We start from the raw sequence: 21,090 nt of genomic DNA, 5'->3' as shown, positions 1-21,090 counted from the left end.
AGGGAATGGTGATATGGGGGATATGGCCCTCATGCGACGAACGGGATATCGGAAAATCGACATCCCGCAAGAATGGGACGGGCTTCAGGAGCAGGACCCGAGCATGCGGCAGCCGTGGCTAGCCGACCTGTGGAGTGACAGCGGCGTATTGCCGAAGGGCGCTGCAGGCAACAATCCAGCCGGGTTGTTCAGTCTGCGTCAGTGGGTGCAGGGAACATCAGGATGGTGATTTCCTTGCCTTCGGGGATCTGCAGGGTCGGCGCGCCCAGCGCGGCGATGCGATCCTTGAAGGCATCGAGATCCTCGCGTTGCCCCAGCGCCGAACGACCGTTCACTGCCCAGACGCGGCTGCCCTGTTTCCAGCGCGCGAGGGCCACGTCGAGTTGCGGCGTCACCAGCGCGGTGGTCCCGATCGGCGCCGCGCCTTTCGGTTGCAGCACTGCCAGCATGGTGGGTGCATTCGGGTCGCCGGTGAATACGGTATCGCCGGGCTGGACATCGGCGGCCAGCGTGGCGGCCGCCATGTCCCAGCGTGGCTTGGTCTCGACCCGGTAAACCGGTGCAAGGTTTATCGCACATACAAACAGCAGCACCATGGCTGCAGCAGGCCGGATGGGGCGTGGCAGTGCGGCGGAGCCGATGCCTCCCAGCACGAAAAATGGCACCGCGCTCCACAGCATGTAGCGTGGCAGCATCATGGACTTGATCGGCGAAAGAGCGAGCAGCAACAGCGGCAACACGGCAAAGCCCAGCAACAGGACGACTCCTTCCGGCCTGCCACGCATGCGCCACAGGCCGATGGCTCCCAATATCGCCACCATCAGGCCGAGCAACGGCACGGCCGTGGGCAGCACGCTGAACCGCACCACGGCGGCCATGCGCATCAGGTATGCACTCTTGGCGGCGACCTTGAGAGTTTGCCAGCTCAAGGGTGGAATCCAGTCGAACTTGTGCAACATCTGACCGTCACTCGCTGCCAGAATTGCGCCGTAGAAAGGCACGCAGCATGCGAGGATCACCACGGTACCGAGCAGCCAGTTGCGTCGGAAACCGGTGCGCGGGCTGGCCGAGGGTTCCATGCGCAAGTTGCGCCAGATCATGAACAGCGAAGCATTGGCCGCAATCAGCCAGGGCAACGCGTCGCTGAGTACATCAAGCGCGCCGACCGTGCCGAATACATAAGACACCCATCCGAACCAGTCGAAATCGGCATGGCGAATATCCAGCGACGCTCGCGTCGGATTCTGCGCCAGGCGCACCAGGCCCCACAGCGCGATGGTGATCAGCAAGGTCACCAGCGTGTAGGAGCGTGCTTCCTGGCCGTACTCTACCTGCAGCGGCGATAACGCCATCAGCAGCCCGGCGACGATCGCTGCACTGCGACCACTGATGCGTCGCGCGATGGCGAATACCATGCCGACGGACAAGGCGCCGAACAGCGCCGAAGGGATTCGCAGAATGGCACTGGCAGGGTCGAACTGCGAGATCAGCTGCAGCAGCAGGAAATAACTTGGCATGTGCCGGTTGGTGTAACTGTCGGCGATCAGGCTGCTGGTACCGAGATGAATCCGCTGGAAGGTCAGCGCCTCGTCAAGCCAGAACGGTTGGCGTTCGATGTGCAGCAATCTTGCCAGCAAGCCGATGCAAAGCACGGCAAGCATCCATGCCATGTCGCCCCTCAACCGTTTCCGAGTGGCGTCGTTGCTGTATGGCACGGAGGTGTTCACCGCAAGGTTGCCGAGGCAATGGCGTGTTCGACGCCAGCAATTCGGGCGCGACGTGAACGGAAGCAAGAATATTTCACCGACATGACAGCGCCGCGACCCGTTCCGATGGTGGAGGGAAAACTAACGCGAACGGTCCCGATCGGTTGTCAGCAAATCATTGCGCGTTGGTTCGCGTTCAGTCCGGCGCCGGGTAAGAGAGCATGGATCGTGCCGGTGGTCAGCCACGGCTGACGCGATGTTGTCAGCGGCCAGTGCAGATTATGCACCGTGTCTGCTAGCCGGTCAGTGAGCGACGCAGATCCTGCAAGGCAGGCAGGATTTCATCGGGCTCGCGCATCGACTTGCGCGCTGCCCCGAGGGCCCGTCGCACGGGACCCGGGGCTTCGCCTTTCTCGATCAGTGCGATCGCGGAGTCACGGCATGCCACCAGCGTATCCACCCAGTCAGCAGGCTGCGGATGGCGGAAATTTCGCGTCAGCAGACGGCTTGCCCGGTAGGCTGGTGCCATCTGTTCCACGCTGGCAACCGCGGCGGCGATCTCATCGGACATGCGTGCCGGTGTCGCAGGATCAAGGGCGTCGGAGATCGTCGCCAGCGCATCGGCAATGCGCCGCCGCAGCACAGCCGTGGAGCGCACGGGTAGCACAAGCCACGCCGAAGCAACGCCGATGATCGCACCGATCACTATTTCCTCCAGCCGTAGCCACAGGATGCCTGGCGCCGACGAATCGGCAAAGCCTTGCAGCAAGGCAAGCGCAAGGGTGGCGAAGAGCGCCCACCATGCGTAGCCCAGGGGGCGCAGCCACACACCGAGGAAGACGGCGGCGAGAATCAGCACCACGGTCGTCATGTCGTGCGATCCGACATGGAGGGTGAGTGTCAAGGCAAGGAGGGTTCCTGCCGCTGCTCCCAGCACACGCAGCACACTCTTGTACGCAACATCCAGCCGGCCACGATTGCCGCTGTTGACGATGAAGGCGGTGAGCACGATCCAGGCCCATCGCTCGGCAAAGAAGATGTAGCCGACCACGAAGGATGCGGTGAGTGCGACGGCCATCTGGATGGCCATCCGGGTACTCGCCACCGGATGCAGTGAGCTCGTGTGAATCGGCGCCGGTGCCAACGCCGGTCGCTCCCGTATCGGCGCAGGTGGCAGCAAGCGCATGCGACGCGCGAGCGCATGCAGCAGGCCCACCCACAGCAGGGCCAGCAACGCGATGAGAACCGGTATCAGCGGCGCCGGAATGGCGTTGTCCGATGCCACCCGAATGTGCGGCGTGGTAAGCAGGACGACAAAGGGCAATGCGATCAGCGAGCCTGCGCGCCGCGCCATGGGGCCGAACCGGCGCAACCAGATCGACAGGAACATGCCGGCGACGAAGACTGATGCGCCGAGCCAGGGCGCGTGCAACAGCAGCCGGCCGACGCCGACCGCAGCCAGGCCGATGAGAGGCAGTGTCATGGCCGCCTCGACTCGACCGCGCAGATCGCGATCGAGCTGACTGCGCGACAGTGAGAGGCAAAGCACCACCGCCAGTACCGCTGGGCCTGGTCCTGGCGCGATCATCACGGCACACGCAAGCGTGATGATCGTGGCCAGCATGGTCACGACAGCTTCGCGCAGTGCGTGCAGAAGCGCGTTGGCGCGTATGGCCATGTCGGTCGGTGCCCCCGTCTGATCTGCAAGCATCATGGATCAAGCATCATGGATGCAGTGCCGGCATGGCGTACACACCCGGATCCTTTGCAAGGACTGCCAGGGCCAATCCATCGGACCACTGGCAAGTACTTCCTGCGGATGTGGTTTGTGGCGCGAGGGAAGCCGAAACGGTTCCCCGGCGATCAGCAAACGACTGCCAGTCCGGTCAATTGGCAAGACTGAAGCGCACCGGCACTCTCAGGGAGGTGCCCAGGCTCGTGTCGAAATGCCAGTTGCGCACGGCAGCAAGGGCCGAGCGATCCAGCTCCTGGAAGCTGCTCGACTGGTAGACACTGGCGTCGGTTACCGATCCGTCCGCTGCAAGTTCGACACGGACAATCACCACACCCTGATGATTCTGGCGCACTGCCTGAAGCGGATACTTGGCCGGTGACGTGGCTGCCGAAGGTGGCAGCGACACCAGCGGCGGCACGCATGCGATCCTTTCGTTCTTCCGCAGGGATGCCAGGTTATCGCTGTCGGATGGCCCCGTGACCTTGCGGTTGAGCAGCTCCTTGATCTGCTCTCGGGTCTGCTCGCAGCGGAACTGCTGTCGCTGCTGCTCCGGCGTCATCCTGGCGACATTGCTGGCCGTCGTGTTGGCCGCCGGAGGCGTCTGGCCGAAACATGTTGTGGAAATGGCAAGCAGAGCCAGGATTTTCAGATACCGCATCGTTGCACCCCCTGTAGTGATCATTTGGTCGATGCAGGTTGTTGCATGCGACCACCCCCAACCATATCTCACGCACTTCGCGTGATGCAATTGGATGTCTGGACGGCTGTGCAAGCAACGCGCACAGCTTGATGCAGGGATATGGCGTGGCTGGACGAAACAAAACTTGAGTGACGTTCGTGTTTCCGCAGGATAAACGGCAGGGAAGGGATCAGGTTGTGCTGACCGTAGCGCGCGCCTGCAGCACCAGCGTCAACACGATGGCCAGCATCGCAGCCACGGCCGCGAAGCCATAGATCGCGCTGTAACTCATGCCGCTGGCGATCCAGCCCCCGATCGGGCCGGCAATGGCCATTGCCACGTCGAGGAAGACGGAGAACACACCGAGGGCCGAACCACGACTGTGTTCGGGCACGCGCTGGACAGCTTCCACGCCGAGTGCCGGGAATACCAGCGAAAATCCCAGCCCCGCGATTGCCGCGCCCATGGCCGCCATGCGCACATCGCTCGCCAGCCACAGCGTAAGCAACCCGATCGCCTCGATGGCAAGCGATGCCATGGCAACGCGATAGCCGCCCAGCCAGTTGATGGTTCGGCCGAACACGAAACGCACGCCGACGAACATCACGCCGAACACGCTCAGTGTCAGCGCGGCACCGCTCCAGCCACGCGCTGCATAGAACAGCGTGATGAAGGTTGCGATGCAGCCAAAACCGATCGAGCCAAGCGCAAGGCCCACGCCATAGGGCACCACGCGGGCGGCCACAGTGCGGAATGGCGAACGTTCATCGCTGGCCACGAGCGTGGCGCGCTTGAGTCTGGCCAGCGGCAAGGCGCCAAGCATGAGTGCCAGGGTCAGCACGCCGATGGCGGCGAAACCGAACTGGCGCTGCAGCAGGACGCCAAGTGGCGCGCCGGCGGCGAGTGCGCCATAAGTGGCCACGCCATTCCACGAAATCACCCGTGCCGTATGTTCATGACCGACCTGACCCATGCCCCAGGCGATGGAACCGGTGCCGACACAGCTTTCGGCGCAGCCCAGTGCCAGGCGCGCCAGCAGGATCAGGCCGAGGCTTGGCAGGGGGTGGTCAACCGCAAGTGCGCCCACCAGCAGGAGTGCGCCACTGACCGCACACATCGTCAGTCCGGTTTGTACCGTGCGTTTGGGTCCCAGCGTGTCGGCCATGCGCCCGGCATGTGGGCGACTGATCAGGGTCGCCACGTACTGCATGCTGATCGCCAGCCCGGCCAGCATCGCGCCGAAGCCGAGTTGGCCATGGACGAATCCCGGCAGCACCGACAGCGACAAGCCGATGGTCAGATAGGTGGCAAAGGTGAAGGCGACAGTGCTGAGAATCGGCAGCAGCACGCCGGGGCGGCGGCTTTCCGCTGCCGTGGAAATGCAGGAAGCATCGGTCATGAGTCAATCGGGGGAGTGGGACGGGTTGCCGGGTGGAGCGACGGATACCCGTATTGTAGGCGCGAATGATGCGTTGCAGCATCAGCGCGCCACATGAAATTTTCTTCATCCAGTGAACTGCGTCAGTTGACTGATGAATGCTTTCACTCCGGGCTGATCGAACCTCGTGCCGGGCACACAAAAAAGGTCAGAGAAATTCTCTGACCTTCGTATGTTGCCGACCTGCCGTCACTGTTTTTGATCAGGCACCGTCCAGCCCAGTATCTAGCCGGAAGAAGCAGCGCTCGCTGGTGCACTGGTCTTGTGCTTGCGTGGTGCGTTGTGCCGCTTTGCACTCTGGTTCCGGTACATGGCATCGGCGGTCTGCTTCTGATCGTCCGACAACACGGCGTACAGGGCGCTCCAGGCGGTGGACAGTTTCTGCATGTTGTCCGCATGATTCTGGGCGAGTTGCGCGTAGGACTTCATGGCTTCATCGGCGTTCATCGACGAAAGCTTCTGTGAGCGATCGCGGAAAGCCTGGGCGGTATGCGTGGCGTTGTCGCGCATGGTCTGCGCGAACGCGTCCCATGGCTTCGACTGGGCGTCGGTGATCTTCAGTTGCGCATGCAGATCGCTGATGCGCTGTTCCACCGCATCTGCGCGCTTTTGCGAGTGCGTTTTTGCAGCTGGTGCAGTCGAAGAGGGAGTCTCCGACGCCGAGGTTGTCTGCTGTGCCCAGGCAGCACTGGCAAGCATGGCAAACGACAACAATGCGGGCACAGCAACATTGCGAATTACGCTTTTCATGGTTGGATGCTCCGATTCACGTGATCCGATCGACGATGGTCCGACGGGAAAGCCGTCGTGATCCTCAGTTCTGGTATGGCTGGCCTGCCGGAGGCGGTGGCATGTTGTTGTCGTAGTAGACCTCGCCCGGTGGCGGTGCAGGCGGCGCCGACGTGTAGACCACGGTCGGTGGCGGCTGTGTCACGTTTGAATTGGCTATCGCTGTACCGGCAATCACGCCAAGCAGGGCGCCGGCGATAAGTGCGCCACCGTTGCCACCGCCGCCACGGCGATAATCATGCCCGCGATAGACGGGGGCAGGACGCCCGCGATATCCATCGCGTCGGTATTGTGCATGGGCGGGCAGTGCGGACGCAGTCACCACCACGGCGAAGACGGCTACGGCGATCTGTCGGTACAAGGGAGTTCGAACGGCGTGAGTCATGAACGTATGCTCCTCACTGTGTCGCTGTTGTCGCATGCATGGGGCCAGCATCGAATGCATGCGAAGAAGTGAATCACCACGGCGACATGGAGCAATGACGGTAACGGCTGGCATGTCATTCTGATCGCCGACGAGCGAGTCTATGCCAAATCATGTGTAGTTTTGATCAATCAGCGCGGGGAGTCGGGATCGATTCATCTCATGGCCACGTCGCCGGTCTCGCCTGGATATCCGACGGCAGCGCCAGACGTGCATGGCATCGGGCACTCACTGCTCCAGGGTCGCCTTCAGCCTCATCAGCGCGTGGTCCCACTGCTGCGCGATCATGTCGAGCGAGTGCCGTGCCTGTTCCAGTCGTGTCGGCTCCAGCGCCCACAGGCGCTCGCGTCCGAGCTTGACGTCGCGCACCAGCCCGGCATCCGCGAGAATCTGCAGGTGCCTGGTGACAGCCTGCCGTGTGATGGCGGTACCGGCAGTCAGCTGGGTGATCGACATGGTGCCGCCGACGCACATGGCCGCGACGAGATGCAGGCGGGTTTCATCACCCAGCGCGGCGAAGGTCGGTGCGTATTCGCGCAGTGCGGGGCCCTTCAGCCTTCGCAGGGGCGGCTCACGGCGAAGCGACATGTTTTTCGATGTTCTTCATCTGCTGGTCCCAGCCACCACTGTTCATGCGGAACGCCTCCAGGCGACGTGACGCAGGAATGTTGTCGAAGCCGGATTCGACCAGTCGCAGCAGCGTGCCACCCTCGACATCTTCCAGCTCGAACAGCACCAGGGTGGCGATTTCCCGCGAATAGTCGACTGCGGGATCCACCGCGTAGGGATGCCAGCGGAAGGACAGGGCACGCTCCGGCTCGACACGCTCGACCAGCACATCCCACAAGAGGTGTTCGTAGCCTGGATAAGTGATGTACCCCTGTGTGCGCTGGCCGGCGACGAAACGTTTGCCCTTGAGCGCCACCCCGAACCAGTCGCCGAAGGTCTCGGCATCGGCCAGCGCATGCCAGACGCGCGAACGAGGAGCCTTGAGCAGGATCTGTCTTTCGATTCGATCGGATGAAGTGTTCATATGCAACCTCCTTGTTGCATATTGGTCCGGTCACGCGAAAAGAGCAACTTGGCGACTGACGTCGATATTGCGGGAGCGCGAGTGACTCGCCCGATGCCGTCGGTTATGACCGGCCTTCGAGGTAATCCACGAAGTGGCGCACGAAATCACCCAGTTGCTGACGTATCGTGGCGTCCTGCAACTCGCCGTGTTCGTCGAACACCTTGTGCGCACGCGACACCAGCAGGCGCCCACCTGCCCACTGCCGCGTGCCAAGTGTCTTCAATACCGGCAGCCACCCGTTCTGGGCGAGGATCGTGCCGAAGCCGCCGGGTGACGCGCCGATCACGGCGAATGGACGATTGCCGAAGACACGCGGGATATCGGTTGCCGGTCGTGACAGCCAGTCGATCGCGTTCTTGAACACGCCGGGTATGCCGTTGTTGTATTCCGGCGTGACCAGCAGCACGCCATCGCTGGCGACGATGCGTTCCTTCAGCGTGCTGACCGCCGCAGGCAGTCCTTCGCGTGCTTCGAGGTCACCGTCGTACAGCGGTATGCCATGCAGGGTGGCGATATCCAGCGTCACGCCGGTGTCGACCAGGGCCTGCGCCGAGCGCAGCAGGGCAGTGTTCCAGGATTGCGCACGCAGGCTGCCGGAGATGCCGAGGATGCGGGTCATGCGTGCTCGCCTTCCAGTCGCGTGGCGATGCGAACCTCGCCGGTGAGCACCTTGTGGATCGGGCAGGCGTTCGCGATCTGCAACAGACGCGCGCGTTGTTCGTCGGTCAACGGTCCCTGCAGCGTGACCGCACGCGTGATGTCGTTGCCGGAAGCCGGCGCGCCTTCGGGATTGAAGCGCAGTTCCACGTCGACCCCGGTCAACGGCCACTGCTTGCGTGCGGCATACATCTCCAGGGTGATGGCGGTGCAGGCGCCCAGCGCCGACAGCAACAGACGGTGCGGCGCTGGACCGGTGTTGGAGCCGCCTCCGTCGATGGGCTCATCCGCCATCCAGAGATGTCCCTGGTCGTCGCTCAGTGTGACCATGAATGGCGTGGCGGAGTTGGCGTTCGCGCGGACGGTAGGAATGCTCATGCACGGTTCTCTGCTGTCAGGTCGGCACCATCTTCGTCCATTCGTTGCCGGATGCCAAAGAGCAGGCATATGCAATGGCGGCCTTGCGTCATTGCATGACGCCTTCAACGAGTTCGGTGAACTCCAATCAGCAGGTCGACAACGAATGGCCCGGCAGGCTCCCCGATACAGTCAGTGGGAGGTCGTGGCGCATTTATTTGCGATTGGCCGTGACCATGGTGTCGATGTGATGGCTGTACCGGTATCGACACTTGTAGCGTCGCTCGACTCACGGCAGGCTGACAGCCACCACGACGTGGTCATGTCCTCGTGGAATGCATCAGGTGTCGTTACCGCCCACAACCATGGAGGCTCGGCTCATTCCCGTCCCGACGATGCATCGCGAACTTGCTGACGGCGTCAGCTTCTTCTTTGCCGTGCTGCCGGATGAGCAGGCCCGTGCGGCGATTGCCGGCGCCAGTGAGCGTTTTCGCAAATCACATCGGGTGAGTGGTTCGGCAGTCGGGATCGACAGCCTTCATCTGGCGATCTGCCCGATGGGCAACCCGATCCGCCCATTGCCTTCAGTGGAGGCTGCCTTGCTGGCTGCCGCCGGTGAGGTGCACGCCCACGCCTTTGACATCACACTGGATGCAGCCATGCGGTTCAGTGTCAATGACGGCCGTTTTCCGTTCGTGCTGTGCGCGGACAGCGCCAGTACCGAATCGGCATTGAAGCTTCGCCTGGCGCTCGCCGAGGCACAGCGTCGATGCGGACTGGCAGTGACTGGAGTTTCCAGCTACCTGCCGCATGTCATTCTGTTGCATGGTCATGCGATCGATGCCATCCGGGAATCCATCGTGCCGATTCGCTGGACCGTGCGGGAATTCGTGCTGGTACGGTGTTTCTTCGGGCAGGGCCGCCAGGAGGTGGTCGAACGCTGGTCGCTGGGACCCGCGCCTGCAGCGCGGCTTCCCGACATACTGGACCTCTCCGATCTGCCGGATCTGGGCGATCTGCCTGAGGATGAGTGATTCGTTCGGCGGGCACCTGGCAGGTCAGCCGGAGTCTCCGCGAGGGCGCTGATCGTGGACGTGGGTCAACCGGTGTATTCGGTGAGCCACCGGCGGAACGCCGTTGCCGGCAGCGGATGGCTTATCAGATAGCCCTGGATGGCGTCGCAGCCCAGGTCGATCAGCGCGACACGTTGCTCCTCGGTTTCGACACCTTCGGCGACCACGAACAGCTTGAGGTGATGGGCGATGGTGATCATGACCTCGATGAAACGGTCATGCGTACCAGTGTGCAGTCCCTCGATGAACGTGCGATCGATCTTGAGTTCGCGCACGGGAAGTTTTTTCAGGCTGGCCAGCGAGGTATAGCCGGAGCCGAAATCGTCCAGCGAGAACTGGAAGCCGACAGCTTCGAGCGAGCGGATCTTGCCGGCGGCGTCGTCCAGGTCGTGCAGGAAGGCATTTTCGGTGATCTCCAGCGTGAGGCGCCTGGGGTCGGCACGCGTCGAAGCAACGGTTTCCTGCAGCGTACGCACGAAATCCTGGGCGAACAACTGCCACGGACTGACATTGATCGAGAGGCGCGCCTGCGTCTGCGCGGCTGGCCACGCATCCAGTTCCAGGCAGGCCTGCTGCAGGACGTAGCGGCCGATGCGGTGGATCAGGCCGGTTTCCTCGGCGATCGGAATGAATTCGGTCGGGTCGATCAGTCCATGTTCGGGATGCCGCCAGCGCAGCAACGTCTCGGCACCGATGAAGCGTCCCTGCATGTCGAGCTGGGGCTGGTAGTACAGCTCGAATTCGCCGCGTTCGAGGGCCAGCCGCAGCCCCTTTTCCAGCAACAGGCGGCGATCGGCGTGGGCCTGCATGCTGCCCTCGAACAATGCGGCGGTATGACGCCCGGTGGCTTTTGCGCGGTACAGCGCCATGTCGACCTGGCGCAGCACGCTGTCGACATCCCGGGCAGCGCCGGGGAGCAGTGCGATGCCGGCACTCACGCCGACGACCAGATCATGGTTGCCGATGTGGAGCGGGGCGGAGAGTCGGGCGCCGATTTCGCGGGCGATGCGCAGGGCTGTTTGCGGGGACGCTTCGTCGGTGGCGCCCAGTGACGGAATGTGCAGTGCGAACTCGTCGCCGCCGAAACGGGCGATGCAGGCGCCGGGTGGCGCGGCTTCGCTGATGCGTGCGGCGACGCCTTTCAGCAGCTCGTCGCCCACATCATGGCCGAGTGCATCGTTGATGGTCTTGAAGTGATCGAGATCGAACAGGATGAATGCGCCAGCCACCGGTTCGGTGGAGTCGAGTGCCGACTGCAGGTATTCGTGCATGTAATGGCGGTTCGGCAGGCCGGTCAGCTGGTCATGGTAGGCAAGGTGGCTCAAGTCCGCCTCGACGCCTTCCCGCCGCAGGGTCTCGCTGCGCAGCTCATCGAGGCTGATCGCCAGCTCCCGGCTCCGGTATTGCAGCTCGCGCCGCAATACGCCGCTCATCAGCAGCACGAGCACCAGGAATGCCAGCGAATCGAAGGTCAGCCCTTGGCCGCCGGCGAGGTTGACCGTTTCGGCATGCACGGATGCAGCTGCCTGCACGATCAGGTAGAGCGTGAGCGACCAGACACGGGCGCCGCTGCCACGACGCCACAGCACGATGCAGCAGCACACGGCCCACAGGTACGAGGCGTCCACTGCCGTGTAGTAGAGGGCGGTCAGCACTGGCGATTCGGTGCCGGTAAAGTGGTGCACGATTTCGCCCCAGGGCAGTACCTGGGGCGGACGCGCAAGGATGTTGGTGTACAGCAAGCTGTATGGCGACCCCAGGTTGATCACCAGCAGGACGCCGAAGATCAGTGCTGCGATCGTCACCCAGCGCCGCCAGTGGACAAGTCCCGCATAAAGACTGAAGAACCAGATGCCGGTCGGGTAGATCAGGCAGCCGAAGCCGACCTGCGCGCGCATCAGCGCAGTTGCTGTCGAAAGGGCGGTGGTTTGATTGAGCGCTGCGGTCAGCGCCAGGTAGACCGAGAGCAGCAGGCTGAGAAAGCCGAATGCCAGGTACACACGACCCTCTCCGCGTGCAGATCCTGCAAACGCGGCGTGGATGCCGGCGAAAAAGCAGATGCCGCAGGCAATCAGCAGGCTCGATATGTACAGTGTCAAGCGGTCACCGGCGCATCCCCCGTGCAGTCGCTGTCCTGCGATCGTGCCGGTCCATGGTACGCCCCCAGCCGTGGTTACGGCCACGTGCCGGCCCCGTGGCAGGTTCCGCCGATGAGGCTCGGATACGTTCGCCGGTGAATGCATCACGGCGTGAGCCACGAGATGTCCAAAGAGCCCAGGCCATCAAGCCAGGTGCCAAGAAACGGGCCAGGTTGCCCCGGCCCGATGGATGTTCCTCGAATCACTCCATTACGTGTACGAGTGGATCAATGTCTCTCACCATGATCCCCATGGTTGCCACCGCCACGTGGCGCCTGGGCATGTGCCTGGGGACGCGCAGCAGGGTGGTAGGACGATGCGGCCGGACGCATCGGCCCCTGATACCTGGCCTGGCTGCTCATGGGGCGCGCATATGAGGCCGAATTTGCACGGTTGTAGGGCATCGATCGCTGCGTGCTGTAACCGGCGCGCGAGGCCGTTGAGCGGGTCGCCCTGCTCATAGCGGGATTTGTTGTCGTCCCGCGAGCCCGGACTACGCCGTTCGCGCCGAAGGCACCTGCCCGTGGTGTGGCGGCAATGGCAGGCGATCCATGGTTGGCCGAGACTCGCAGTGCACGGTTCTGGCTGGCCATGCGCACCTGTTGCTGCTGCGCTGCCAGCGGCTGCATGTGGCGATCGCGCGCGGCGAGTTGATCCTGCGGCGTGGGGCGCGCCATCAGGCCACCCCTGCCGCCGTTGTAGCTGACGCGGCTGATGTTCGTGTTGTAGGTGACATTGCGGTTGTAATTGAACCGGCCATGGTTCCAGTAGCCGCCGCGATAACCCACGCCGTCATAGCCGTAGCCGTAGTTGATGCCGCCATAGAACCCTACGTGCGGCCCCCAATAGCCGGCATTGAAGACATAGAAACCGTTGCTCCAACCCCAGTATCCGGGCGTCCACAGCGCCCCCACATAGGGCGCCAGCACCCAGGTGCCCGGAACCCAGAAATAGCCACCATCGCCGTAGGCCCAGTAGCCGGGCGTCCAGATATAGCCGGGGCCAGGCATGACGGATTGTGCATAGATTGGCAGCGGCGGCGGCGCGATGCCGACCGAAATGAACACCCCGGCGAATGACGGGAGGGATATCGCCATGAAGCAGACAGCCACCAGCCAGATGGTCAGGCGATGACGCAGAAGTGATCGTATCGGCGAGCGATGGTTCGTCGTGTGCATTTTCATGGAAGTGCCCCCTCGGGATTGAGTGTGCCCGGGTACGATAACGGCATGGCATCGATCCGGAAGACAAACCTTGCAAGGTTTGTCCGAAATCGTTCATGCGGCAGTCGACAAGGTGTATGCCGAGTAACTTGTGAGTAACTTGTCAGACGCTCCGCAGCGCGTGACCAGGCTCAGAGTGCCGATTCCATGCGTGCCTCACACGGTACCGCTTCGCTACACGTCCGGTTCGGTATTTTCGGCGGAATGACCGGGCATCTTGCCCATCATCAGGCGATTGCCGCCGTGTTTCTTCGCGCTGTACATGGCATCGTCGGCCAGTCGCATCAGCTGCCGGTTGTCGTCGCCATGCTCAGGGTGCATGGCGATGCCGATGCTGGTCGAGATATGCAGACGGTTGCCGGGCAATTCGAATGGCTGGTTCAGTGCCGAGCGGATTTTTTCGGCAACGATCAGCGCGTGTTCCGGCTGGCCGATGTGGTCGAGCAACACCACGAACTCGTCACCGCCGACGCGGCCGACGGTATCCGATTCGCGCACGCAATGCCGGAGACGATCGGCAACCTCGCGCAACAGCAGGTCGCCAATGTCATGGCCGAAGCTGTCGTTGACCAGCTTGAACTTGTCCAGGTCGATGTAGAGCAGCGACAGCAGGCTGTTGTCGCGCCTGGCCCTGACCAGCGCAGTGCGCAGGCGATCGTGGAAAAGGATACGGTTGGGCAGGGCAGTCAGCTGGTCATGCAGCGCGACGTACTGCAGCCAGGTTTCCGTCTGCTTGCGCTCGATGGCAGATGCCACCTGGGTCGAGACGAACTGCAAGAGTGTCTTGTCCCTTTCGGTGTAGCGCACATCGCCCGAATAGCTCTGCACCACGAGTGCACCGATGACGCCCCGGTGGGTACCCAGCGGCACACCGAGCCAGTCCAGCGAGTCCATGCCATCAATCGGACCGATGTGTCCGGGCAGGGCGGTCTGCGTATCCGGGGTTAGCAGGAGTGCCTGCCCGGTGCGGATCACTTCTGCACTCAGTGTGCCCGAGTCCAGCTTTCGCGGTGCCGGCGCACTGTCGTATTCGTCGACGAAATAGGGAAAACTCAGCTCGTCCTTCTTCTCGTCGTAAAGTGCCACGAAGAAATTGCGTGCCGGCAGCAGCTTGCCGATGATCTGATGGATGTGCCGGAACAGTGTCAGCAGGTCCTCGGCCGAGTGCGCAGCCTCGGAAATGGCGTGCAGCGCAACCTGCATCGACTCGGCCCGCTTGAGTTCGGTGACGTCGCGCGCCACGGCAATCCGCACCCGGTCCGTTTCCGACCAGCGGGCCGACCACATGACATGGATGACCCGCCCATCCTTGCGCACGTAACGGTTCTGGAAGTGCGGCTTGGGCTGGCCGGCCATGATCTCGTTCGCGGTCTGCAGGGTCCGCTCGCGATCGTCAGGATGCACCAGCTCGATCATCGGCTTGCCGATGATCTCCTCCGGCGCATAACCGAAGATGCGCTCGAAGGCGGCACTGACAAAAACATAGCGGCCTTCGACGTCAACCACGCAGATCGCATCAAGCAGGAGGTCCATGACGTTCGCCAGCGGAGGGGTGGCGTTCGGTTCCGTCGGAGAAAGCGGTTGGTTCATTGACTGCCATGAAAAGGTGACGCGACCGATGCGGCAACGACGCTTCGAAGCCTAGCGCGAATCATCATGGATGAAATCCGGGAAATTCTCGTTGTTGCGATCCAGTCGTGCGGCGCCGGCATCGGATGGTCGCATCCTCAGATGCGACTGATTATCATTGGTATATCGAGGAAACTTCGGTAAAGTTGGCGGGATTCCCTCGACGCGCAGGTTTTATGTCCTCGGCACACCGGTTCCTCAAGGCTGCCCGCAGCATTCATCTCTACCTGGGCGTGTTCACCGCCCCCATGCTGTTGTTCTTTGCGATCACTGGCGGCCTGCAGACCTTCAGTCTGCACGAGACGACACGTGGCAGCAGCTACAAGCCACCGGCCTGGCTGGCGAGCATGGCGCAGCTGCACAAGAAGCAGACCACGGTGATGCCGGTGCGACGCCCGCGTCCGGCCGAAACGGCTGTGCCGGCGGCCAGCGCCGATGCGACTCAGGCGAGGATGTCGTCCGCTCCGAATACGGCACCGGACGTGCGGGTAACTGCAATCCCGAGCCAGCCAGCCGGAAACACGGGCGAACCACCGAAGAAGAACCTGCTGCCGATGAAGATTTTCTTCGCGCTGGTGTCGCTGGGTCTGCTGATTTCCGTTTTGACCGGGCTCTACATGTCCTATCGCTTCAGCCGCAAACCTCTGCTGGTCAGCTCGGTCCTGGCGGCCGGTATTCTCGTGCCGTTGCTGCTCCTGCTGTTTTGAGCGGGTGCCGGGTACGCTGAAAGGTGACGGCGACCGTTCGTGATCGCCGTTACCGATCGGCTGTTGCCGTGCGTCAGACCACGGTCAGGGTGACATCAATGTTGTTGCGGGTCGCGTTGGAGTAGGGGCACACGATGTGTGCTTTCTGCACCAGGGCCTCGGCGTCCGCGCGTGCCAGGCCGGGAATCGAGATGCTCAGTTCGACTTCGATGCCGAATCCGGTCGGGATCGGGCCGATGCTTACCTGGCCCGTCACCTGGGTATCCGCCGGCAACTGCAGTTTCTGCTGGCCAGCGACGTATTTCATCGCACCCAGGAAGCAGGCCGAGTAGCCGGCTGCGAACAGCTGCTCCGGATTGGTGCCGTCGCCGCCCGCACCACCAAGCTCCTTCGGCGTGGTCAGCTTGATATCGAGGATTCCGTCGGATGAGCTGGCGCGACCGTCGCGACCACCGGTGGCGGTGGCCTTGGCGCGGTAAAGAACTTTTTCGATGGACATGGGTGTCTCCTTGGCTGGGTCGGGTGAAAAATAGTTGGCTATTCAGTAGTGCGCTATGTTCATGGGCAAATGAAGATGAAGCGGGTCAGGTTCCGTCTGACAATCTTCGGCGCAGATCCTCCAGCTCGCTCTTCAGATGACCCAGTTCGCTCGGTGTGCATTGCGTTGCGCAGAACACCGACTCCTGCACCTTGCCGGCTTTCGCCTGCAAGGCCTTGCCGGCGGCGGTCAGCGTGATGACCACGTGTCGTTCGTCTTCGCGGGAGCGGAGACGAGCCACGAACCCGGCAGCTTCCAACCGCTTGAGTAGTGGCGTAAGGGTGGCTGAATCCAGAAAAAGTCGGGCACCAATCTCCGACACACTCAGGCTCTCCTCCTCCCACAACACCATCATCACCAGGTACTGCGGATAGGTGATCTTCAGCGGCTTGAGCAGTTTGCGATATACCTTGTTCATGGCCAGGCCGGCCGAATACAGCGCGAAACACAGCTGCACATCGAGTCTGGGTGTGCCGAACGGGACAGCGGGCCGAGAGATGTTTGCGGGCTTCATGCGACGCATGGTACATAGCGCGCTATTAAATAGCAAGATATATTTATTGGGCAGCAGGCTTATGGGGCCGCCCACCCATGCATCCCATACACACAACATGAGTTAGCGTGCTAATCCACTGCCATGGGGGAGGCCTGTCACGTGTCTGCTGCCATCCGCACGCCCTTGATGATCGTCGGCGCTGGCCCTACCGGGTTGGCTGCTGCACTGTTTCTCAGCCGCCGCGGTGTGCCGGTGCGCATCATCGATGCAGCGACGCAGCCAACCAGCACCTCGAAGGCACTGCTGGTCAATCCACGTTCGCTGGAGATCCTCGGGGCATACGGCGTGGCAGCGCGCATCATCGCCGAGGGTTACGAGGTGTTGGGCGTGACGATGCATCGTGCTGGCCGCGAAGTGGCATCGGTCGACCTGCAGCGGGAACTGAAATCACAACTGCCCATTGGTCTGGCACAGGCACGCACCGAGGCTCTGCTCACGGAGGCACTGCAGGCGAAAGGCGTGCAGGTGGAGCGCGGTGTGAGCCTGCAGGCACTGCAGCAGGACGAGCAGCAGGTGACGCTGACCCTGCAGCAGGTCGACGGCAGTACGCAGACGGTGCAGGCCCCACTGGTGTTCGGTGCAGATGGTGCACGCAGCACGGTACGGCAGGCGCTCGGCGTCGATTTCGCAGGGAGTGCCTTGCCTGAGCCTTGGCAATTGTGGGATCTGCGATTGCGCACCGCACTGGACCGGCAGCGCGCGCACATCGGATTTCAGCCCGATGGCTTCCTGTTCCAGATGCATCTGCAGGGCGGAGTGTGGCGCGTGATCGGCAATGGCGCTGATCCGCTGGCGCAGTTGCCGGGTGGCGGTGTGCCGGGCGAGATCATCTGGCAATCGCAGTTCCACATTGCCCACCGACTGGCCGACAAGTTCAGCGTGGGGCGGGTGGCGCTGGGTGGCGATGCAGCGCACATCCATTCACCGCTGGGCGCGCGCGGGATGAATCTCGGCATCGAGGATGCCTGGGTGTTTGCCGACTGTGCGGCCGATGCGATCGCCGGCAAACTGGAGCGCATGCAGGAGTATGCCGAACTGCGCCTTTCGGTCGATCGCCAGGTGGTGCATCGTGTAGCCGCGCTCACCCGGCTGATGCGCGGCCGCCCCACGGCGCTGCGCTGGCTGCGCGATAGCGTGATCCCCGCAGCCATCAAGTTGCCGGTGGTGCGTCGACAGATACTGCAAACCGTGGCCGGCCTCGATCATCCGCTGCAGGCACGACTCTGAGCTTGGTGGTCACTCGTGCATGGTGGTGCCGGTCGATCGGTGCGATCAGGCGCATATCCCGGCTCACTCAGTCGTCGTCGCCGTCTGCGCCGGCTTTCCAGTAGCCCTTGGCCTTCATCCAGTCCTTCGGCACGCCACGTTCCTCACTGAGCCACAGGCGCATGTTGCGGGTGCGGCGCGATTCGGTGGCGATCCAGTAGAAAGTGTCGCCGGCAGGCGTGGGCAATTCACGCAATGCCTGTTCCAGCAGTTCGCTTTGATCGGCACTGATTCCGCTGCGCTCCAGCCAGCGCACGTTGACATGCGCGCGTGAGTGCAGCGGCTGGCGATCATCCGCCTGGGGGATTTCCACCAGCACTTCCACGCGGGTGCCCTCGGGTATTTCCTCCAGCCGACGGCCGATCGCGGGCAGGGCGGTTTCGTCGCCGACCAGCACATAGGTGTCGAAGTCGTCGGCGATGATATTGGAACCACGTGGGCCGCCCGCACCGATCTGCTGCCCCGGCGTGGCTTGCGCTGCCCAGGTGGCGGCGGGGCCATCGCCATGCAGCACGAAGTCGATCGTCAATTCGCCGAGTTCGCTGTCGTAAGAGCGCGGGGTGTAGTCGCGCATCGGCGAGTACTCGCGGCCGGGCGGATACGTCGGGCCGTTCGGGCCCAGCACCGGTGGCACGATGCCGCCGGTGCTGTTCGGGAAGAACAACTTCACATGGTCGTCTGGCGCGGCACTGACAAAGCCACGCAGTTCCGTGCCGCCGAAGACGACGCGCTGCATGTGCGGAGTCAGGCGCTGTACGCGCAATACATCAAGCGTGCGCAGCACGACGGTGTGACGAATCATCTGATGGGAATGGGATGTCATCGACATGTTCTCCGGGGTATCTGGACAAGGCGCCGGCTACAGGCTCTGCGCGTTCCGTGCATGGCGGAGGGGCACGCGGTGGCGATGGCTGTTGTTGTGCGTGGGTATGAGGTGATTACGCGAGTCGATAGCCGAAATGTTCGGCGATCTCGTGCAGCAGGCCGATGACGGGATCGTTGGTAGTGGGTGTTGCAAGTTTGCCGAGGCTGGTCTGCCGTGGCGCTTGCGCTTCGGCAAAGCCGAGCCTTTCCAGCTCGCGCAGGAAGCGCCGTACCTGCCGCAGCATGATGCGGGCGTTGCCGGGAGCCGGTGCTGGTGCAAGCTGCGATGGGTCACGCAGGCGCCAGCGGCAGCGGCCATGTGCCTGCGCCTGCACATGGACCAGCCCGTGTTGCTCGAACTCGCGCAGCAGTCGATAGACCGTTCCAATGCTGGTGGCGGAATGATGCTCGCGTGCGGCCTGAAGCAACGTCACGGCGTCACGGGGTGTGCCGGACTGCAACATCGCGGTGAGGATGGCGCGTCGCGGTGCCGTCATCAGCAGGCCATGCGACTTGCAGCGCGCTTCCCATGCGGGCAGGGCATCGCTGCCTGTCTCAGTCACGGCGTTCGCCGCTGGCGATGGCGCTGGCAGCGCGTTCCAGGATGTCGGCTATGCGTTTCGCCTCGTCCTTGTTCCAGTCGCCGCCACGCATCAGCATGGCATGCTTGATGGCATGCATCGCCTTGTGCACGGCCATCGGCATGGCCATCTTTGCTGCCATCCTGGCGCTTTGCTCCGTACGGGCGGTGACCGCGTCCACCGCTTCGCGATTCTCGTCAAGATAGGCACGGCCGGCGTCGGTGATCGCGTAAAGCTTGCGGCCACCTTGCTCGTTGGTCACTTCTGCATAGCCGAGTTCTTCCAGCATGGTGAGGGTGGGGTAGATCGCGCCGGGGCTGGGTGTGTACTGGCCGTGGAACATGTCCTCGATGATGCGGATCAGTTCGTAGCCGTGGCGCGGCTGCTGCTCGATCAGCGCCAGCAGCAGCAGCTTGAGGTCGCCGTGGCCGAACATGCGGCCACCACCGCGGCGGCCACCACCGCGCATCTCGCTCCAGTCGCCGAAGAAGTCGCCGCCACCATGGCGGCCGCCGAAAGGCCCTGCATGGCGTTCATGGTGTCCGTGGGAGTCAGGGCCATCGCCGTGGCCGAAAGCATGGCCGTGATGGTGATGATGGAAGGCATGGGAAAACAGTTGGCGCATGCGCATGGCAAATTCCGATATATCGTTGAAGTAACTTAAAGATATATCGTAGTGCTATCTAAAGCAATACGTGACCTCGCCGAAAACAACAGCCTTGAGAGCAGAGTGAGGTCGCGATGCGCGCCGCAGGCATCAAATGCAGCGGGTACCGGTTGTGTTAAAAGTTAACCGAATGCTTCTTTAGCTATTGATATTTCTTAGGTTTTCACGATCAGTTATTGTCGCCGCTCAATATCGAACCCACGATGCCGCCGAGCAGTCCGCCACCCACGCCGACAGACGTGGCCTGGGCGCCGCCGCGGGGTATGTACTCGGCAATCTGATGGGCGAGGCGCGAGATCGGCAGCGTCTGCAACCACACCGTGCCGGGGCCGGTGAGCGCGGCCAGGAAAATGCCATCGCCGCCGAAGATCGCGTTCTTGATGCCGGGAACTGTCGTGATCTGGAAGGCAACCGAAGCCTGGAACGCCCCGACATGTCCGGGATGAACCCGCAGGGTTTCGCCGGGCGCCAGGTTCTTCATGATCAGCTCGCCGGACAACTCCAGCCACGCCGTGCCTGTGCCACCGACCTTCTGCAGCAGGAAACCGTCGCCGCCGAAGATGCCGGCACCCAGCGATTGCTGAAAACCCACGCCGATGGTGACCTGCGGCGTGGCGCATAGAAACCCGTGGCGATGCACCATGTATTCGCTGCCCGGAGCCACCGGCACCGGCACGATATGACCTGGCACCTTGGTGGCGAAAGCCACTTCACCGGGCGCCTGCATGGCACGGTACTCGGTCATGAAGAGACTGCCGCCACCTACCGCGCGCTTGAATACGCCGAGCAGGCCGCCACCGCCACCCATCTGGGTATGCGTGGTCATCTGGACCGAGGCCGTCATCCACGAAAGCTCCCCGCTTTCCGCGAAGACACTCTCGCCGGGATCAAGCTGCACTTCGAGCACGGGCATGGTCGTGCCCTGGATACGAGTCTGCATGGCGGGTCTTCCTGGTGGTGGGCCGTTAGGGCAGGTAGCGGATTCTTC

Annotated in this window: 22 protein-coding genes; 3 read left to right on the top strand and 19 right to left on the bottom strand. The window is 62.7% G+C overall.

The genetic code is table 11. From position 1 onward, the window contains the following. Positions 1–188: 188 nt before the first annotated feature. The 10 genes from B0E50_RS06785 to B0E50_RS06740 all read right to left on the bottom strand — a co-directional run bounded on the left by B0E50_RS06785 (position 189) and on the right by B0E50_RS06740 (position 8,881). Positions 189–1,670 carry a glycosyltransferase family 39 protein gene (locus tag B0E50_RS06785; RefSeq protein ID WP_077440430.1) on the bottom strand — a complete coding sequence of 494 codons (1,482 nt, stop codon included), beginning with the start codon at positions 1,668–1,670 and terminating at the stop codon, positions 189–191. Positions 1,671–2,001: 331 nt separating this feature from the next. Beyond that, positions 2,002–3,420, bottom strand: coding sequence for an FUSC family protein (locus B0E50_RS06780; protein ID WP_077440429.1), 1,419 nt, complete (start codon positions 3,418–3,420; stop codon positions 2,002–2,004). Between the two features lie 172 nt (positions 3,421–3,592). Continuing rightward, entirely contained in the window at positions 3,593–4,099 is a 507-nt protein-coding gene (locus B0E50_RS06775; protein WP_168170827.1) for an energy transducer TonB, read from the bottom strand. A 211-nt stretch (positions 4,100–4,310) separates the two neighbouring features. Further along, a complete protein-coding gene (locus tag B0E50_RS06770; RefSeq protein ID WP_077440427.1) occupies positions 4,311–5,519 on the bottom strand; it encodes an MFS transporter in 1,209 nt (402 codons plus the stop codon). 264 nt (positions 5,520–5,783) lie between these two features. Next, entirely contained in the window at positions 5,784–6,308 is a 525-nt protein-coding gene (locus B0E50_RS06765; protein ID WP_077440426.1) for a Spy/CpxP family protein refolding chaperone, read from the bottom strand. 64 nt (positions 6,309–6,372) lie between these two features. Further along, on the bottom strand, positions 6,373–6,732 hold the full coding sequence (locus B0E50_RS06760; RefSeq protein ID WP_077440576.1) for a hypothetical protein: 360 nt from the start codon (positions 6,730–6,732) through the stop codon (positions 6,373–6,375). A gap of 267 nt (positions 6,733–6,999) precedes the next feature. Then, positions 7,000–7,359 carry a metalloregulator ArsR/SmtB family transcription factor gene (locus B0E50_RS06755; RefSeq protein ID WP_077440425.1) on the bottom strand — a complete coding sequence of 120 codons (360 nt, stop codon included), beginning with the start codon at positions 7,357–7,359 and terminating at the stop codon, positions 7,000–7,002. Continuing rightward, positions 7,343–7,804 carry an SRPBCC family protein gene (locus B0E50_RS06750; protein WP_077440424.1) on the bottom strand — a complete coding sequence of 154 codons (462 nt, stop codon included), beginning with the start codon at positions 7,802–7,804 and terminating at the stop codon, positions 7,343–7,345. Before B0E50_RS06750 ends, B0E50_RS06755 begins: the two co-directional genes overlap by 17 nt. A gap of 103 nt (positions 7,805–7,907) precedes the next feature. After that, positions 7,908–8,465 (bottom strand): NADPH-dependent FMN reductase, encoded by a 558-nt coding sequence (locus B0E50_RS06745; RefSeq protein ID WP_077440423.1) that lies wholly within the window; start codon positions 8,463–8,465, stop codon positions 7,908–7,910. Continuing rightward, positions 8,462–8,881: an OsmC family protein gene (locus B0E50_RS06740; protein ID WP_077440422.1), complete on the bottom strand. Its 420-nt coding sequence runs from the start codon at positions 8,879–8,881 to the stop codon at positions 8,462–8,464. Before B0E50_RS06740 ends, B0E50_RS06745 begins: the two co-directional genes overlap by 4 nt. A 374-nt stretch (positions 8,882–9,255) precedes the next feature. Here B0E50_RS06740 and B0E50_RS06735 point away from each other — a divergent pair, with 374 nt between their 5' ends. Next, complete coding sequence (locus B0E50_RS06735) at positions 9,256–9,894, top strand: 2'-5' RNA ligase (RefSeq protein ID WP_254427200.1); 639 nt, start codon at positions 9,256–9,258, stop codon at positions 9,892–9,894. A gap of 65 nt (positions 9,895–9,959) precedes the next feature. On the opposite strand, the gene B0E50_RS06730 is transcribed toward B0E50_RS06735, so the two are convergent. The 3 genes from B0E50_RS06730 to B0E50_RS06720 all read right to left on the bottom strand — a co-directional run bounded on the left by B0E50_RS06730 (position 9,960) and on the right by B0E50_RS06720 (position 14,827). Then, positions 9,960–12,032 (bottom strand): EAL domain-containing protein, encoded by a 2,073-nt coding sequence (locus tag B0E50_RS06730; protein ID WP_168170826.1) that lies wholly within the window; start codon positions 12,030–12,032, stop codon positions 9,960–9,962. A 266-nt stretch (positions 12,033–12,298) separates the two neighbouring features. Beyond that, entirely contained in the window at positions 12,299–13,255 is a 957-nt protein-coding gene (locus B0E50_RS06725; protein WP_077440419.1) for a YXWGXW repeat-containing protein, read from the bottom strand. Between the two features lie 213 nt (positions 13,256–13,468). Then, on the bottom strand, positions 13,469–14,827 hold the full coding sequence (locus B0E50_RS06720) for a GGDEF domain-containing protein (protein ID WP_254427199.1): 1,359 nt from the start codon (positions 14,825–14,827) through the stop codon (positions 13,469–13,471). A gap of 272 nt (positions 14,828–15,099) precedes the next feature. On the opposite strand from B0E50_RS06720, the gene B0E50_RS06715 reads away from it, so the two are divergent. Continuing rightward, positions 15,100–15,630: a PepSY domain-containing protein gene (locus B0E50_RS06715; RefSeq protein ID WP_077440417.1), complete on the top strand. Its 531-nt coding sequence runs from the start codon at positions 15,100–15,102 to the stop codon at positions 15,628–15,630. 73 nt (positions 15,631–15,703) lie between these two features. Here B0E50_RS06715 and B0E50_RS06710 read toward each other — a convergent pair whose 3' ends face one another. Together B0E50_RS06710 and B0E50_RS06705 are read right to left on the bottom strand one after the other, a co-directional pair. Beyond that, positions 15,704–16,129 carry an organic hydroperoxide resistance protein gene (locus tag B0E50_RS06710; protein ID WP_077440416.1) on the bottom strand — a complete coding sequence of 142 codons (426 nt, stop codon included), beginning with the start codon at positions 16,127–16,129 and terminating at the stop codon, positions 15,704–15,706. An 85-nt stretch (positions 16,130–16,214) separates the two neighbouring features. Further along, positions 16,215–16,682, bottom strand: a complete 468-nt coding sequence (locus B0E50_RS06705; protein ID WP_077440415.1) for a MarR family transcriptional regulator — start codon at positions 16,680–16,682, stop codon at positions 16,215–16,217. A 141-nt stretch (positions 16,683–16,823) separates the two neighbouring features. Between B0E50_RS06705 and B0E50_RS06700 the strand changes: the two genes are divergently transcribed. After that, on the top strand, positions 16,824–17,951 hold the full coding sequence (locus B0E50_RS06700) for an FAD-dependent monooxygenase (RefSeq protein WP_168170825.1): 1,128 nt from the start codon (positions 16,824–16,826) through the stop codon (positions 17,949–17,951). Between the two features lie 67 nt (positions 17,952–18,018). On the opposite strand, the gene B0E50_RS06695 is transcribed toward B0E50_RS06700, so the two are convergent. The 4 genes from B0E50_RS06695 to B0E50_RS06680 all read right to left on the bottom strand — a co-directional run bounded on the left by B0E50_RS06695 (position 18,019) and on the right by B0E50_RS06680 (position 21,042). Beyond that, positions 18,019–18,813, bottom strand: coding sequence for a siderophore-interacting protein (locus tag B0E50_RS06695; protein ID WP_077440413.1), 795 nt, complete (start codon positions 18,811–18,813; stop codon positions 18,019–18,021). A gap of 115 nt (positions 18,814–18,928) precedes the next feature. Further along, the gene (locus B0E50_RS06690; RefSeq protein ID WP_077440412.1) at positions 18,929–19,417 is read right to left on the bottom strand and encodes a transcriptional repressor; all 489 of its coding nucleotides are present in this window, start codon (positions 19,415–19,417) and stop codon (positions 18,929–18,931) included. After that, complete coding sequence (locus B0E50_RS06685) at positions 19,410–20,066, bottom strand: PadR family transcriptional regulator (RefSeq protein WP_254427198.1); 657 nt, start codon at positions 20,064–20,066, stop codon at positions 19,410–19,412. The genes B0E50_RS06690 and B0E50_RS06685 overlap by 8 nt, the downstream gene beginning before the upstream one ends. A gap of 205 nt (positions 20,067–20,271) precedes the next feature. Then, positions 20,272–21,042: a TIGR00266 family protein gene (locus B0E50_RS06680; protein WP_077440411.1), complete on the bottom strand. Its 771-nt coding sequence runs from the start codon at positions 21,040–21,042 to the stop codon at positions 20,272–20,274. Positions 21,043–21,090 lie beyond the last annotated feature (48 nt).

Source organism: Rhodanobacter sp. C01, assembly GCF_002001045.1.
GTDB lineage: Bacteria > Pseudomonadota > Gammaproteobacteria > Xanthomonadales > Rhodanobacteraceae > Rhodanobacter.
This window is presented reverse-complemented; position numbering and strand designations above follow the sequence as displayed.

What these genes read in the sequence shown, in the direction of transcription:
- B0E50_RS06755 (WP_077440425.1), bottom strand. Translation starts at nt 7,359, where the DNA reads ATGTCGCTTCGCCGTGAGCCGCCCCTGCGAAGGCTGAAGGGCCCCGCA.
- B0E50_RS06775 (WP_168170827.1), bottom strand. Translation starts at nt 4,099, where the DNA reads ATGCGGTATCTGAAAATCCTGGCTCTGCTTGCCATTTCCACAACATGT.
- B0E50_RS06705 (WP_077440415.1), bottom strand. Translation starts at nt 16,682, where the DNA reads ATGAAGCCCGCAAACATCTCTCGGCCCGCTGTCCCGTTCGGCACACCC.
- B0E50_RS06740 (WP_077440422.1), bottom strand. Translation starts at nt 8,881, where the DNA reads ATGAGCATTCCTACCGTCCGCGCGAACGCCAACTCCGCCACGCCATTC.
- B0E50_RS06715 (WP_077440417.1), top strand. Translation starts at nt 15,100, where the DNA reads ATGTCCTCGGCACACCGGTTCCTCAAGGCTGCCCGCAGCATTCATCTC.
- B0E50_RS06720 (WP_254427199.1), bottom strand. Translation starts at nt 14,827, where the DNA reads ATGGACCTCCTGCTTGATGCGATCTGCGTGGTTGACGTCGAAGGCCGC.
- B0E50_RS06765 (WP_077440426.1), bottom strand. Translation starts at nt 6,308, where the DNA reads ATGAAAAGCGTAATTCGCAATGTTGCTGTGCCCGCATTGTTGTCGTTT.
- B0E50_RS06735 (WP_254427200.1), top strand. Translation starts at nt 9,256, where the DNA reads ATGCATCGCGAACTTGCTGACGGCGTCAGCTTCTTCTTTGCCGTGCTG.
- B0E50_RS06710 (WP_077440416.1), bottom strand. Translation starts at nt 16,129, where the DNA reads ATGTCCATCGAAAAAGTTCTTTACCGCGCCAAGGCCACCGCCACCGGT.
- B0E50_RS06785 (WP_077440430.1), bottom strand. Translation starts at nt 1,670, where the DNA reads ATGGCATGGATGCTTGCCGTGCTTTGCATCGGCTTGCTGGCAAGATTG.
- B0E50_RS06750 (WP_077440424.1), bottom strand. Translation starts at nt 7,804, where the DNA reads ATGAACACTTCATCCGATCGAATCGAAAGACAGATCCTGCTCAAGGCT.
- B0E50_RS06695 (WP_077440413.1), bottom strand. Translation starts at nt 18,813, where the DNA reads ATGACATCCCATTCCCATCAGATGATTCGTCACACCGTCGTGCTGCGC.
- B0E50_RS06770 (WP_077440427.1), bottom strand. Translation starts at nt 5,519, where the DNA reads ATGACCGATGCTTCCTGCATTTCCACGGCAGCGGAAAGCCGCCGCCCC.
- B0E50_RS06685 (WP_254427198.1), bottom strand. Translation starts at nt 20,066, where the DNA reads ATGCGCATGCGCCAACTGTTTTCCCATGCCTTCCATCATCACCATCAC.
- B0E50_RS06745 (WP_077440423.1), bottom strand. Translation starts at nt 8,465, where the DNA reads ATGACCCGCATCCTCGGCATCTCCGGCAGCCTGCGTGCGCAATCCTGG.
- B0E50_RS06680 (WP_077440411.1), bottom strand. Translation starts at nt 21,042, where the DNA reads ATGCAGACTCGTATCCAGGGCACGACCATGCCCGTGCTCGAAGTGCAG.
- B0E50_RS06725 (WP_077440419.1), bottom strand. Translation starts at nt 13,255, where the DNA reads ATGAAAATGCACACGACGAACCATCGCTCGCCGATACGATCACTTCTG.
- B0E50_RS06760 (WP_077440576.1), bottom strand. Translation starts at nt 6,732, where the DNA reads ATGACTCACGCCGTTCGAACTCCCTTGTACCGACAGATCGCCGTAGCC.
- B0E50_RS06780 (WP_077440429.1), bottom strand. Translation starts at nt 3,420, where the DNA reads ATGATGCTTGCAGATCAGACGGGGGCACCGACCGACATGGCCATACGC.